The organism is Pseudomonas entomophila (assembly GCF_013523165.1).
Classification (GTDB): domain Bacteria; phylum Pseudomonadota; class Gammaproteobacteria; order Pseudomonadales; family Pseudomonadaceae; genus Aquipseudomonas; species Aquipseudomonas entomophila_A.
This window is the reverse complement of record NZ_JAAMQI010000030.1, coordinates 1-12,644: the sequence shown is the minus strand read 5'-3', so window position 1 is coordinate 12,644 and position 12,644 is coordinate 1. Positions and strand designations below refer to the sequence as shown.

9 protein-coding genes and 2 rRNA genes are annotated in these 12,644 nt (G+C 63.8%); 8 read left to right on the top strand and 3 right to left on the bottom strand.

Annotation, left to right across the window (positions count from 1 at the left end; all coding sequences use genetic code 11):
- Positions 1-8: 8 nt before the first annotated feature.
- Positions 9-770 (bottom strand): cysteine protease LapG, encoded by a 762-nt coding sequence (gene lapG / locus G7Z99_RS18020; RefSeq protein WP_181096194.1) that lies wholly within the window; start codon positions 768-770, stop codon positions 9-11.
- Positions 771-968: 198 nt separating this feature from the next.
- Here lapG and G7Z99_RS18015 point away from each other — a divergent pair, with 198 nt between their 5' ends.
- From G7Z99_RS18015 to G7Z99_RS17980, 8 genes are all read left to right on the top strand, one after another.
- On the top strand, positions 969-1,661 hold the full coding sequence (locus G7Z99_RS18015; protein ID WP_181096192.1) for a GntR family transcriptional regulator: 693 nt from the start codon (positions 969-971) through the stop codon (positions 1,659-1,661).
- 814 nt (positions 1,662-2,475) lie between these two features.
- Positions 2,476-3,252 (top strand): DUF3050 domain-containing protein, encoded by a 777-nt coding sequence (locus G7Z99_RS18010; protein ID WP_181096190.1) that lies wholly within the window; start codon positions 2,476-2,478, stop codon positions 3,250-3,252.
- Complete coding sequence (locus G7Z99_RS18005; RefSeq protein ID WP_181096188.1) at positions 3,249-4,178, top strand: diiron oxygenase; 930 nt, start codon at positions 3,249-3,251, stop codon at positions 4,176-4,178. Before G7Z99_RS18010 ends, G7Z99_RS18005 begins: the two co-directional genes overlap by 4 nt.
- Positions 4,179-4,187: 9 nt before the next feature.
- Positions 4,188-7,613 carry an amino acid adenylation domain-containing protein gene (locus G7Z99_RS18000; RefSeq protein ID WP_181096186.1) on the top strand — a complete coding sequence of 1,142 codons (3,426 nt, stop codon included), beginning with the start codon at positions 4,188-4,190 and terminating at the stop codon, positions 7,611-7,613.
- Between the two features lie 25 nt (positions 7,614-7,638).
- Complete coding sequence (locus tag G7Z99_RS17995) at positions 7,639-8,106, top strand: SRPBCC family protein (RefSeq protein WP_181096184.1); 468 nt, start codon at positions 7,639-7,641, stop codon at positions 8,104-8,106.
- 119 nt (positions 8,107-8,225) lie between these two features.
- A complete protein-coding gene (locus G7Z99_RS17990) occupies positions 8,226-8,741 on the top strand; it encodes a sigma-70 family RNA polymerase sigma factor (protein ID WP_181096182.1) in 516 nt (171 codons plus the stop codon).
- Complete coding sequence (locus G7Z99_RS17985) at positions 8,734-9,705, top strand: FecR family protein (RefSeq protein ID WP_308812302.1); 972 nt, start codon at positions 8,734-8,736, stop codon at positions 9,703-9,705. The genes G7Z99_RS17990 and G7Z99_RS17985 overlap by 8 nt, the downstream gene beginning before the upstream one ends.
- A gap of 75 nt (positions 9,706-9,780) precedes the next feature.
- Complete coding sequence (locus G7Z99_RS17980; RefSeq protein ID WP_181096178.1) at positions 9,781-12,255, top strand: TonB-dependent siderophore receptor; 2,475 nt, start codon at positions 9,781-9,783, stop codon at positions 12,253-12,255.
- Between the two features lie 64 nt (positions 12,256-12,319).
- On the opposite strand, the gene rrf (G7Z99_RS17975) is transcribed toward G7Z99_RS17980, so the two are convergent.
- Together rrf (G7Z99_RS17975) and rrf (G7Z99_RS17970) are read right to left on the bottom strand one after the other, a co-directional pair.
- Positions 12,320-12,435 (bottom strand): 5S ribosomal RNA (rrf, locus tag G7Z99_RS17975).
- 107 nt (positions 12,436-12,542) lie between these two features.
- Positions 12,543-12,644 (bottom strand): 5S ribosomal RNA (gene rrf, locus G7Z99_RS17970); the annotation flags it as partial.

The following is a 12,644-nucleotide window of genomic DNA, read 5'->3' as shown; positions in this document are numbered from 1 at the left end:
GGTGATCCTCAGTAGACCGGTTCGGCCGGGAACCCTTCGGCCTGCATTTTCTTGAGTACATCCTGCCAGCGCGACAGACGCTTGGTATCGCCGACTTTCTTGTTGCCAGCCGCCCCGGTCAGCCACAGCCCCTCGCCATTGAAGGCATAGACCGGCAGCAGGTCGGGCCGCTGGTTGGCGGGCTTGATCGGGTCGATCAGACTGTCGAGCACCAGGGGCATGGCTTCTGGGCTGGCATAGTACGTCAGGACCATGTGCGCGCGGTTCTGGCGCAAGGCCTTGACGTAGGTGATCCGCAATTTCTCGCTGGCGATGCCCATGCGGCGAAGGCTGAAGTACTTGGCGATCGCATAGTCCTCGCAGTCCCCGGCGCCCTTGATCAAGGCCTGGACCGGTGTGGCCCAGTAATCGGCCTCGTGCCACAGGTCGATGTCCTCGACATAGCGCAGCTGCTGGTTGAAGAAGCGGTTGACCACCTGCAGGCGCTCCAGCTCGCTGCCCTGCTTCTGCGCGGTCAGCAGGGTCTGCCAGGCGTCGATTCGCGCCTGACCTGCCCCCAAGGGCCCATACAAGGCTTGCGCGCGTCGGCTGATCTGGGAAAAGTCCCAATCCGCGTGCAGGCCGCCCAGCAGCAGGCAACCGAGCAGCACGGCCTGGCCCAGACGTTTCAGGGTCAGGTGAAAGATCCAAGGTATCGCCACGACGAACGCTCGAGCAGATCGGTCGAAAGGGGCGATGGTGCGGCCTGATCTCGCAAAAAACAATGGCACCTTGCGATCATCGACACCTCTAACTGCTGTGCCAGACGGACGGAACATCCCCTTTACGGTGCTGGGGTGCGACTTCTTGCGCCATAGCCTTTATCATGCCGTCCAATGGTACGATTGGCTTGTAACCAGGTTTGACAAGGACTTCTTCCCATCTAAGGTTATTGGATCCAATGCATTCAGGCATCAGGCGTACACTCCGTGGCCACTAAAACTAAACTGCTGAGTGCGGTATTGGGCGGTGAACAGCTGTCACCGCACCTGGCGCGCAGTGTCATCGAAGAGCGGCTGCGTAGTGCGATCCTCGACGGTCGCCTGCCGCCGGGGACTGCCGTGCGTCAGCAAGAACTGGCCACCTTGTTCGGTGTCAGCCGCATGCCCGTTCGTGAAGCGATACGACAGCTCGAAGCGCAATCGCTGCTCAAGGTCGTGATGCACAAGGGCGCGGTCGTCGCGCCTCTGATCGGCGAAGACGCGGTCGATACCTACGATCTGCGGCTGATCCTGGAAAGTGAGGCACTGCGTCAATCCGTGCCACTGCTCGATGCGTCCGACATCGCCCTGGCACGCGAGTACATTCGCCAGCTGGAGACCGAAACGCGCCACGCCGAGATCGGTCGGCTGAATCGCCTGTTCCACATGACGCTGTACAGCAAGGCGACGAACCAGAAGCTGTTGCGGCTGATCGACAACGAATTGAGCGAGGAAGAGCGATTCCTGCGCTTTCACCTGTCGTCCATGGGGCTCGGCCAACTGACCCAGGACGATCACAACGCCTTGGCCGACGCCGCCAGCGACAAGCTCATCGATGAGGCGTTGCTGGTGCTGGAGCGTCATTTGAGCAATGCCTCGCGAACGATCCGTGCCTACCTGAACCGGCAAGTGAAGGGCTGAACCTGGCCTCCTGCCTCCAGGGGCGGTGATCGGTGATCGCCGCCCCTGGAGGTCGATCTTGCAGTTCAGGCCGTTGCGACACTGTGCGCGACGCTCTCGTCGAACCTCCCCTGCCGCCCTGTGCAACGCCGTCGCCCAGACGACGTCCTGCCGCCACGCGCCTTGGAATCCCGGGCCTTCTCAGTTCCTGACCTCCTGCCGGTCGATGACCGCGTGCGCGTCTCGAACGCTTGCCTGCGCACGCCATCGGTCGGCGCGCCTGGCAAACCCCTGCTTTTAGTAATGGCACCATGGCAGCAACCGCTAATCCGGGCACACTCTAGGGCTCGGCACGACTGCTGATCGCCTGAGGGCGGGCCTGGTCGGCCGCTGGCCATCACCTGCAGAAGGAGTCTGCTACCGGGCACAGGACCGATTACCGATCAGCCGCCCCTCAAGTTCAACTTAGCGCCCCTCTCTTTTTCAGTGCTCGGGTGAAGCATTCACTCACTGTCTTATTTTGATGCTGGCGCATCGAAAGGCACGGGCTCATTAATAACATTGTCGGCTTACTTGCAATGACGCCTGCACTCGCCTTCAATAAAGTTGCCACTATTAAAAAGATTAAAAACACGTTGCCACTTCTTGTCGGACTGTTCTAAGTTGAAATGGCCGGCATCGAGACAACCCCGCAGCCTCTCTGGCATCAGGGTCTCGATTGCGCATTCGGCACTTAAACTTTCGACGAACGATCATTCAGGATCAGGCCAGCGGCTGCGTGCGCCTTGGTGCCTGGCTGTTCGAACCGTCTTCACGACACTGACAGGACTCTTCAATGAACGTCTCGACTCACGAACTTCAGATGTGCAAGTTAGCATTGTCGCGCCACCCACTGTTTTCATCGATCGATACACCGGCGTTATTGTGCCGCTTCATGGAAACCCATGTATTCGCCGTGTGGGACTTCATGTCGTTGACCAAGCGGTTGCAACAGGAACTGACCTGTACCGCGTTGCCCTGGCTGCCGCCACAGGACCCAGCCGCAGCTCGCCTGATCAACGAAATCGTCCTGGGCGAAGAGTCCGACGATCGACTCGAGCACGGGCACTACAGCCATTTCGAACTGTACCTGGACGCCATGCGTGAAGTGGGCGCCGACACCCGGGCCATCGAACGCTTCATCGCCCTGCAGCGCGAAGGCATCGCCCCACTCGACGCGTTGCAGCGGTGTGGCGCCAGCGAGGCGGCCAAGGCGTTCGTCGCCGACACGCTGGCGGTGGCCCTCACTGCCCCGGCGCACTGCGTGGCAGCGGCGTTCCTGCATGGACGCGAAAGCGTCATCCCGATGATGTTCCAGCAGATCCTCGACGAGTGGGGCATCGGCATGGAGCAGGCACCGACGTTTCGCTATTACCTGCAGCGCCATATCGATGTCGACTCCGACGACCATGGCCCGGCGGCCGAGCGCCTGCTGGCACGCCTGGTGGGGGACGATGCCCACAAGCAGCAGCAAGTGCTGGAGGCCGCCCTGGCTGCCATCGGCAGTCGCGAACGGTTGTGGAACCGCGTTCGCGCCGACCTGCAGGTCGCGACCGCCGAGGTGGCCTCATGAATGCCCAGGACTACCGCTCCTTCGCCGACACCTGGGAAGCACGCGCCACCATCCGCACCCGCCCGCGGCGCATGGTCGAGGACGATCACCGGCTGATCTACCCCCTCAGTCGGCAACCGCTGGCCCTGAGCGAGACCTTGCAGCGCGAGTGCCCTCACCTGCGTGACTTCGTGCTGGTGCAGAGCCTGTACAAGTTCATCAATGACGTGGTGATCTTCGAGACCGAGATCGTCGACCGGACGGCGCGCCGCATCGCCAAGGACACCTTTGCCGTGCGCTTTCCGTTCGCCTGTCGCTATGACGCCATGACCGTGGTCGTGGACGAGGACTACCACGCACTGGTGGCGCTGGACTTCCTGCAGCAGACCATTGCCCTGACCCAGATCGAGCCGATCGCGCTGCCGGCCGAGATCGAGCTGAGCCGGGCGATTCCGACGGCCTTGCAGCACGTGCCGGCGAGGCTGCGCGACGCCGTCGAGCTGATCTGCGTGGGCATCGCCGAGAACACCCTCACCGACGACGTGGCGGCGTTCGCCCGCGACGAGACGGTCAAGCCTTCGGTGAAAGGGTTGATGGCCGATCATCTGCTGGACGAGGGGCGCCACTCCAGCTTCTGGGCGCGACTGACGCGGATCTACTGGCAGTCCGCGCCCGAGGCCGACCGTGAAGCCATTGCCCAGGTGTTGCCGGTCTTCCTGGCGCAGTACCTGACCAACGACCTGCAGCAACGCTTCGACTTCGCCTTGATCGAGGCGCTGCCGGTCACGGACGCCATCCGCGAGGCACTGCGCGAGGAAGTGCGTGGGCTGGCCTACCCGATCAATCGCCAACACCCGTTGCTCGGCAACATCCTGCGCTTCTTCCGCGCCAGTTCCATGCTCGATGCCGCGTGCGTACAGCAGGCGCTGCGCGACTACCTGCCTTAGGAGGCTGCCATGAAACGCCTGAATATCGCCCTGGTCAGCCAGGGCCGCGCCTTCGAGCGCCTGGTCGACCTGCTGCAAGACCAAGGGCATGCAGCAGCCCTGTACACCACCTGCACGCACGTGCCGCCAGCGAGTGACATCCTCGTCGAAGACGGTAGCGTGCCCGTACCCGATGATGACCCCTCATCCTTGCCGCACATACCGCGGCTCGGGGTGTACGTGACGGTCAGCGACACACCTCTGAATATAGCTGTGGATATCTCCTACAGGGGTGGTGTAATTGAGCCTACACGCTTGATCGCGCGCAGGCTTGTCCAACCTGACCTGCCCACTGGCAATGGCCAGCAACTGCGGCTCGAGACGCTGCAGGTCGTCGAAGCCTTGGTAGCCTTGCAGATCGCCAGGTATGCCCGCAACCCGCTCGACCTGCATGAAGCCGCGGCCCTGGCAGCTTCCAGCCCAGGAAAGACCAGGACGCTCGCGTGGCTCGAGCACCTGGCTTTCGTCCATGCATTCAACGAGACGGTCCACGCGGGTTGGCTGGACGCCGCCTCGCACGACCGGCTCTCGACGCTGGTGCCGGGCTTGCTCGCTTTCGCCGACTGCCCAGCGCTCACACTGGACGGTCAGCGCTGGAGCTACCGTCACCTGCACGCACTGACGCAGACCCTGGCCCAGGCCCTGGTCCCGCATTGGCCGGTCGACGGTGAGCAGGTCCCGGTGGTCGGGGTATGCCTGCACAAATCGCCTGCGCTGTACGCCAGCCTGCTGGCCATCCTGCACAGCGGAGCCATCTACCTGCCGATCGATCCGGCCACGCCCCTGGCGCGACGCGAGCATATCCTGCGCGATGCCGGCGCCTGTCTCGTGCTGCACGATGACCAGCCTCCCACGGGCATCGCGTCGCTGGATGTGCGTGAACTGCCAGTACGACCTGACGAGGCACGTCCGGCCTCAGGTACGGTGCCGTCCTGGGCGCCGGATCGCCCGTGCGTGGCCATCTACACCTCGGGGACCACGGGCCAGCCCAAGGGCGTACTGCTCAGCCGTCGCAACCTGACGCACTTCATGAGCTGGTACATCGATCAGGTGGCACTCGACGCGCACAGCCGCGCGTTGCAGTTCTCCACCATCGGGTTCGATGCTTCGCTGCTCGACAGCCTGCCCGCCCTCTTCGTCGGTGCCGAGCTGGTCGTGCCGAGCGAACCCCAGCGCCAGGACCCCCATGCCTTGAGTGCGCTGATCCGTCATGAGGCGGTCACCCATGCGTTCCTGCCGCCGGCGCTTCTGAGCGTGCTGCCCAGCGAGCCGCCTCTGGGCCTGCAGCACCTGGTGACAGGTGGAGACGTCTGCGAGCCCCACGTCATCGCGCGCCTGGCCCCTCAATGCCCATTGCACAACATCTATGGGCCGACCGAGACCACGGTCCTGGCCACCATGCGTGTGTTCGGGATCGGAGACGACACGCGAAACGTGGGCCGGCCGATCGCCAACACGCAGGTACTGATCCTCGACGAAGCCTTGCAACCGGTGGGCGACCAGGTGCCTGGCGAGCTGTACATCGCCGGTGCAGGCGTCGGGCTGGGCTATGTGAACAACCCTGACTTGACCGCGGAGCGTTTCCGACACTTGCCGCTGCCATCAGGTGACACGGTGCACGTCTACCGCACGGGTGACATCGCCCAATGGACGTCCGACGGCATCGTGCTGTGCGGGCGGCGTGACCACCAGGTGAAGATTCGTGGCTTTCGTGTCGAGCCCGAGGAGATCGAGCACTGCCTGCGTCGCAGCCAGGCGTATGGCCAGGTCGCGGTGGTGATCGACGCACAGCACCGGATCCTGGCCTTCGTCGCCCAACCGCGCGATGCGCAGGCCGACGACACGTTGCGCGACCATGCCCGTCGGCATTTACCGGCCTACATGGTGCCGACGTTCTATTACCCGTTGGAGGCATTGCCCAGCACCGCGAATGGCAAGGTCGATCGTCAGGCGCTGCTGCGTAGCCAGCCGACACCTGTCGCACGGCCGCGTCTGGCCCCGCAGACGCCGACCGAGCAGCGCTTGGTCGAGCTGTGGAGCGAGCTGCTCGAGCGGCCCGATACCGACCTGTCCATGGACGACAGCTTCTTCGAGATCGGTGGTCACTCGATCCTGCTGTCGCGCCTGTTGCTGGCCGTGCGAGAGCGATTCGGCCGTGGTGTGGCGATCAACCAGTTCATCGAGCAGCCGACCCTGCGGCGCCTGGGTGCCCTGCTCGACGGGACCGGCGATGCCGTCCAGGGCCTGGCCGAGCGTCTCGAACGGGATGCACTGCGGCCGCTCGAACTCGAGGTACAGCCCCTGGAGCGCATGGGCGATGTGCACCGGGTGATCGTCACGGGCGCCAACAGCTTCCTGGGTGTGCACCTGGTGGAGGCGCTGCTGGACTGGGGCAGTTCCGAGGTGGCCTGCCTGGTGCGCCGCGGTGAAGGTCGCAGCGCGCAGGTGCGCTTCGCCCAGGCGGTGGCAGACAATCGCCTGACCCTGGACATGACCCGGGTGCGGGTCTTCGAGGCGGACCTGCGCCAGCCTCGCCTGGGGTTGAGCGAAGCCGACTACCGCTACCTGGACGAGCACTTCGGTGCACTGGTGCACAACGCGGCCCAGGTCAACCATGTGTTGGACTATCCAGCGCTGGCCCAGGACAACGTCGAGCCGTTGTTCGAGTGCCTGCGGCTGTGCGAAGGCGCACGCAAGAAAGTCTTCAACTTCATCTCCACGCTGTCCGCCTGCAGTGCGGTGGACGCGCACGGGCGCGTGCTCGAACGGGAGGCGGTGGCAACACCACCGGTGTACCTGCGCAATGGTTACAACCTGAGCAAGTGGGTCGGCGAACGGATTCTCGCCCGAGCGCGCGCCGAAGGTGTCCGGGTCAACCTGTTCCGCCCGGGCAACATCACCTTCGACAGCCGCTCGGGGGTCAGCCAGCCAGAGCGCAACCGGCTGATGCTGATGCTCAAGGGTTCGCTGCAGCTAGGCCAGGTGCCGCGCCTGCACATCGACTTCGACCTGATGCCGGTGGACTTTCTCGCCCGCTTCGTCGCCTTCCACGCCAGTCGGCATCACGCCGAGGCCTGCGTGTTCAACCTGCACAACCCCGAACCCTTGCGCTGGGAAGATTACCTGGCGAGCTTCCGCGCCCATGGACACGTCTTCGACCTGGTCAGCACGGCGCAATGGCAAGAGCAACTGCGCCGGGTCGATCGCGACAACGCGCTGTTCGACGTGCTGGGGTTCTACCTGGACGGCTTCGGCGAAGACATCGGCGACATCTCGTCGATCGACCACCCCAACGCACGCAACGGGGTACAGCGCATGGGCACGCGCTACCCGGCCAAGACACCGGCACTGCTGCAACGCGGCTGCCAGTACCTGAGCGACATCGGTTTCATCTGACCTCACCTTCAAAGGAGCTTCACCCATGCACGCACTCAAACCCGATACCTTGATCGCCCATCCGCACGGCTGCGAAGTGGTGTCCAGCGTCGACATCGCCGCGCCGGCCGCCAGCGTCTGGGCCATGGTCGGCAACTTCGCAGGCTTTCCGGTCTTCATCCCGGCCCTCGCGCACATCGAAATGACTGGCAGTGGGGTGCGCTCGGTGCGCAAGAAGCTGTTCAAGGACGGTAACGTGGTGATCGAACAGTTGAACAGTCGGGACGACGAGGCCATGAACATGACCTGGAGCCTGATCTACACCAGCCTGAACATCGGCAATCTCTGGGCGGCCATGCAGGTAGAGCCGCTCGGCAGCGACCGTAGCCGAGCGACCTGGACCATTCAGGCCGAGCCTTGGGAGGGTGATGAAACGGCATTGCCCGCCTTCCAGGCCTTCCTGCAGGGCTTTGCCGACGAGGCGATGAACACGGTGCGTCGACTGCTGGGCTGACCCTTCAGGCGGCGCCAGGCGAGCGAAGCCTGGCGTCCGCATGCAGGGCAGTTGCAAATTGGCTCGGTCACGCAAACAATGAGACTAATTATCATTCATTGCGCGACCGACGTCCTCCAATGCCCTCTTCCGATTTCGTGCACCAGCTGTACAGCGAACACCATGGTTGGCTTCGCGGCTGGTTGCGCAGCCAACTGAACAACGCTGCCGATGCGGCCGATCTGGCGCACGATACCTTCGTGCGCCTTCTGCAACGTCGGGAGCCACTTCAGTTGTCCACGCCACGGGCCTTCCTGCGCACGGTGGCACGCGGCCTGGTGATCGACCACTGGCGGCGCGAAGAACTGCGGCGTGCTTATCTGGAAGCGCTGGCACAGCTGCCGCAAGCCCATGCCCTCGACCTTGAGACGCGTGAGGTGCTGCTGGAGCTGCTCGAGCGCATCGACCGCCTGCTCGACGGACTCAAGCCCAAGGTCCGTCAGGCCTTCGTGCTGGTGCAGTGCGAGGGGCTGAGCCAGAAGGAGGCGGCCGCGCGTCTGGGGATTTCCTTGCGCTCGGTCGAGCGTCATGTCGCCGACGCGCTGTACCACTGCTACGTGCTGCGTTATGAGCAGGCGCCCAATGTCAGTGGATGATCAAGCTCTGCCCCCCGCCGTCGTGCGCCAGGCCATCGCCTGGATGCTGAAGCTGCGCGAGCAGCGGCACGAACGCCTCCTCCTGGAACAGTGCGCCCGCTGGCGCAGTGCGCATCCGAGCCACGAACTGGCCTGGCAGCGGGTCACTGGACTGGGGCAGGAAGTCGACCTCAGCACGTTGCCAGGTGCACCCATGGCCTTGCACGTGCTGGAGCCTGCCCGTGCGCGGTTGCACCGTCGTCAGGCGCTGAAGCTGCTCGGGGGCGTCGCGCTGCTGGGGTCGGTCGGCTGGCTGGGCAAGGATCTCGAGGCGCTGGACGACTGGCGCGCCGACTATGCCAGTGCGCTCGGCGAGCACCGCCGGTTCACGCTCCCCGATGGCTCGCTGCTCCAGCTTGATACCTGCAGCGCGGTGAACCTGGCGTTCGACGCACGGCACCGCGCGCTCGCACTGGTGCACGGTCAACTGATGCTGAGCTGCAGCCCCGATCGCACGGATCAGCGGCCCATGCGCATCAGTACGCGCGAGGCGTCGGTGCAGGGGCTGGACGGTCGTGTCGTGGTCCGTCAGCAAGCGCAGTCGACGTCCGTGAGCGTGCTGGAGGGCCAGGCGACGCTTCACAGCCACCACCCGGACGGCACCTCGGTGATGGCCAGGGCCGGACAGTCCTATCGCCTCGATGCGCAGGGCATTCATCGCCTCGATGAGCTGCCACTGCAAGCAGGCGCCTGGGCGCAGGGGCTGATCGTCACCCGCGGCATGCGTCTGCAGGAGTTCCTGGCGGAGGTCAGCCGCTACCGACGCGGTTACCTGGGCTGCAGCGCGGCCGTCGCCGACTGGCGTCTGTCGGGGGTCTATCGCCTGGAGGACACCGACCGCTTGCTGGCCATCCTGCCCCAGAGCCTGCCGGTGAAACTGGAGCGTCGGACGCGCTGGTGGGTGCGGGTCGAACAGGCCGGCTGAGGCCGTTTGGCGGGTTTGCGCACGTCGTTCGGCCCTGAAGAGCGCAGTTCTTTTCCTGGATCAACGGACCTTTCCATGCCCAACGTTTCCTCTTCCCCACGCCTTCTGCCGGTGCAGGCGACCGCTGTTTCACGCCTTGGCGGCGCCGTACGCGCTGCCGTGTTCGGAACCGCCCTCGGTTTGAGCGCCCTGCCGGTGCCAAGCCAGGCGGCCGGTGCGTATGACGTCAGCCGGACCTATGACATTCCAGCCGGCAACCTGGGCGATGTCCTCAATCGGTTCGCTCAGCAGGCCGGCATCACCCTGTCCGGTACGCCACGCCAGGTCGACGCGCTGCAGTCGCCTGGTTTGCAGGGCGCGTATGCGGTCGATCAGGCGCTACGCCGTCTGCTGGCCGGCACCGGCCTGGAAGCCGTCACCCAGGGTGGCGGCAGTTATGCCTTGCACGCTCAGCCCTCCGAGGCCGTGCTGGCCCTGCCGGACACCGATGTGCGTGGCTTCAGCCTGGGCAATGCGCTCGGTAGCATGGACGGCTACAACGCTACCCACAGTCAGGTCGCGACCAAGACCAGTACGGCGCTGCTGGAGACCTCGCAATCGGTGTCGGTGGTCACGCGGCAGCAGCTGGATGACCAGGGTTCGCAGACCGTCGCCCAGGCCATGCGCTACACCCCCGGCGTGATGACCAGCCCGTACGGCGCGACCCATCGCTACGACTACGTGGCCATGCGCGGCTTCAACGATGGCTCGGTGGACAACATCTACCTCGATGGCCTGAAGTCCATGGGGGACAACGGGACCTACAGCACCATGCAGGTCGACCCGTATTTCCTCGAGCGGATCGACGTGCTCAAGGGGCCGTCGTCGGTGCTGTACGGGCGCAGTTCCCCAGGGGGCCTGGTGGCGTTGACCACCAAGAAGCCTGTGTTCGACGCGTTCCATCAGGTGCAGGCGACGGTAGGTACCCAAGGGCAGCGCGGCATGGGCTTCGACCTGAGCGGGCCCCTGGATGAGGACAAACGCATCGCCTACCGGCTGACAGGCCTGGCAGATCACTCGGATACGCAGTTCGATCACAACGAAGAGGAGCGGTATGCGATCGCTCCGGCCGTCAGCATCGACTTCAGTGAAGACACCTCCCTGACGCTGCAGGCGTACCTGCAGCACGATCCGGAGGGGGGATACCACGGCGGTAACCCGGCGGCCGGCATGCTGCATCCACGCAATGGCCTGCGTCTGTCGGACCACTTCTTCGAAGGCGAGCCGGACATCGACCATTACGAGCGGACCCAGCAGTCGTTCAGCTACCAGTTCGAGCACCGCTTCAACGACGTGCTGACGGCGCGGCAGAACTTCCGCTACCAGGATTCGGACGTGTCGATGGACCAGGTGTACTCGGCAGGCTGGGCGGACCCGCAGAGCCATGTGCTGAACCGCGCCTACACCGGGGGTGACGAGCGTCTGCACTCCTTCATCGTCGACAACATGCTGCAGGCCGAGCTGTTCACAGGGTCAGCCAAGCACACCGTCTTGCTGGGGGCAGACTATCAACGGCGCAAGGCCGACGTGGACTGGCGTTATGGCACAGTGGATCCGCTGGATGCCGGCGCGCCGGCCTACGGCCATGGCAACCTGACGATCCAGGGCAACAATCGCTACCTGCGGCGGTTGCAGCAGACCGGTGTCTACCTTCAGGACCTGGTGGAATGGGATCAATGGCGCTTTTCGCTGGGGGTACGCCAGGATTGGGTGAAGGTGTCGGAGGAGAACCGGGATACGAGTACCCGTGTCAGCGACGACCGCAGCAAGTTCAGCGGACGTGCCGGGGCGCTGTACGTGTTCGAGAATGGGTTGGCGCCGTATGTAAGCTACTCGGAGTCGTTCAACCCCAACACCGTGTCCGATCAGGACGGCCGGCCCTTGGCGCCGACCGAAGGCACGCAATGGGAGGCAGGGCTCAAGTATCAACCTCCAGGTACTGACAACCTGTTCACGGCGTCGGTGTTCCATATCGAGCAGGAAAACCTGGCGTCCAAGCAGCCGAACGAAGACTTCTACCGAGCCGTGGGCCAGGTACGCTCGCAGGGCCTCGAGCTGGAAGCGCACGTTCAGGTGACGGACAACCTCAAGCTGATCGGGGGATACACCTTCACCGACATCGAGTACAGCAAGACCATGCCGAGCCTGGCCATCCCAGGGCAGGACAACCGTGGGCATTCGCCTACCCAGGCACCCAAGCAGATGGCCTCGCTCTGGGCCGACTACAACGTCCGCCAGGGGCCACTGGATGGCGTAAGGTTGGGCGGTGGCGTACGGTACGTGGGTTATAGCTGGGTCGATGCCGAGAACAGCATGAAGGTCCCTTCGTACACCGTGTTCGATGCCTCGATCGGCTACGACATGGGCAAGCTGGGCGTAAAAGGGTTGGATCTGCGCCTGAATGCCAACAACCTGACCAATGAAAGCTACATCACGTCCTGCGCGAGCCTGAACTACTGCTACATGGGCGAGGAGCGCAGCGTGAGCGCTACGGCCAGCTACCAGTTCTGATCACAGGCGCCTGAAAGGACAAAACCCCTACCTGCCTGCGCAGATAGGGGTTTTGCGGAATGAATCTTGACGATGACCTACTCTCACATGGGGAAACCCCACACTACCATCGGCGATGCATCGTTTCACTGCTGAGTTCGGGAAGGGATCAGGTGGTTCCAATGCTCTATGGTCGTCAAGAAAACCGGTGTGCTGAGCGGCCAATGGGCAACTCGGCGAAATAGGGTCTCTCTACCTAAAGACAAAACCCCTACCTGCATGCGCAGATAGGGGTTTTGCGAAATGAATCTTGGCGATGACCTACTCTCACATGGGGAAACCCCACACTACCATCGGCGATGCATCGTTTCACTGCTGAGTTCGGGAAGGGATCAGGTGGTTCCAATGCT

Excerpts from the sequence above, each read along its gene's own strand:
- G7Z99_RS17980 (WP_181096178.1), top strand. The coding sequence starts at position 9,781 with ATGCCCAACGTTTCCTCTTCCCCACGCCTTCTGCCGGTGCAGGCGACC.
- G7Z99_RS17990 (WP_181096182.1), top strand. The coding sequence starts at position 8,226 with ATGCCCTCTTCCGATTTCGTGCACCAGCTGTACAGCGAACACCATGGT.
- G7Z99_RS18005 (WP_181096188.1), top strand. The coding sequence starts at position 3,249 with ATGAATGCCCAGGACTACCGCTCCTTCGCCGACACCTGGGAAGCACGC.
- G7Z99_RS18000 (WP_181096186.1), top strand. The coding sequence starts at position 4,188 with ATGAAACGCCTGAATATCGCCCTGGTCAGCCAGGGCCGCGCCTTCGAG.
- G7Z99_RS17995 (WP_181096184.1), top strand. The coding sequence starts at position 7,639 with ATGCACGCACTCAAACCCGATACCTTGATCGCCCATCCGCACGGCTGC.
- G7Z99_RS18010 (WP_181096190.1), top strand. The coding sequence starts at position 2,476 with ATGAACGTCTCGACTCACGAACTTCAGATGTGCAAGTTAGCATTGTCG.